Consider the following 1,475-nt stretch of genomic DNA (forward strand, 5'->3'; position numbering starts at 1 on the left):
AAAATTACTTTACTGATTATTGCTTTACTTTTCTCGGTAGCAGGTTTTTCTCAGTTTCCTACACCCGGAACTGAAGGATTTGAAGGTACTACGGGACCTGATTTAGCAGCGCCAACTACACCAAGTCCATGGACATTGGGCACTGGAGCTACAGGCAACCAATGGGCTGTTTTTGATAACGGTGTTGGACTAACCAGAAGATGGAACATTACAGCTGTTGCTGCAAACGTTTATGCTGGAACTAATTCGGCCTTTATGGATCGAGAAAATATCGGAATTGGAAACACCTCTGAAGATTATCTGGCAACTCCATTACTTACAGTTCCAGCTAATGGACAATTACGTTTTTGGACTAGATCTACAATCAGTGGAGCTAATGGTACAGAATACCTTATTAAAGTATATGATAATGCAGTAGCTACTGCAGGCGCTCAAACCACTGCCGCCAATTATACTCTTACACCTCAACAATGGACTGAAGCGACACTTTCTACTACCTATAATGTATATGAAGAAAAAGTAGTTGACTTATCTGCTTTTGCAGGTCATCAAGTTCACATTGCTTTTGTAATGCGATTTACACAACCAACAGCTAGTTTGGGTGGAGACCGATGGTTAATTGACGACATTAGATTGGTTCAACAATGTTTTGCTCCTTCTGCTTTAGGGGCTACTCCACAGTCTACTACTGCTAACTTAACTTGGACAGACGCTACAGGAACTTCTTGGGAAATTGAGGTTGTTCCAGGTGCAGCGGGTGTTCCAACGGGTGTTCCAACTGGAACATCAAATACAACTTCTTACATTGCTACAAGTTTAACAGCCAATTCACCATATACTTTTTACGTTAGATCAGTATGTGGACCAGGACTTTCAAGTGCTTGGGCAGGACCGTTTGCTTTTTCAACTTCTGTCGCACCAATAGGTTGTGGTGGAAATTTTGTGGATTCGGGAGGTTCAACAGGAGCCTATAGTAATAATGAAAACATTACTACCGCTATATGCCCGTCTAACACTACCGATTTAGTTACGGTGGCTTTTACATCATTTGCAACAGAAGCAGGATTTGATGTTTTAAGTATATATGATGGAAGTAGTGCCACAGCACCTCTTTTAGGTTCGTATTCAGGAACTAACGTTCCACCGACGTTCACTTCATCTACTCCAGGTGGATGTTTAACATTTGTGTTTACATCTGATGGAAGTGTAACAGGCGCCGGTTGGGTTACTAACATTACCTGTGCACCACCTCCAACATGTCCTAAACCAACAGCGCTTGTGACTTCAGGAGTGACTTCAAACTCTGGAACATTGACATGGACCAATAACAGTACGGCTACACAATTTGAAGTGTTAGCATTACCATGTACCTCTCCAGCACCTACAGCTACAACATCTGGAACATTAATTACTCCAACATCAAACACGTATACATTTACTGGATTAAACGCAGACACATGCTACACTTTATATGT

The 1,475-nt window shown here is 41.7% G+C and carries 1 protein-coding gene; it reads left to right on the forward strand.

Annotation, left to right across the window (positions count from 1 at the left end; all coding sequences use genetic code 11):
- Positions 1-1,475: choice-of-anchor J domain-containing protein (locus tag ACODSI_RS14990; RefSeq protein ID WP_488917664.1), on the forward strand; the 1,475-nt coding region annotated here is incomplete at both ends.

The organism is Flavobacterium sp. FG139, from assembly GCF_057809695.1.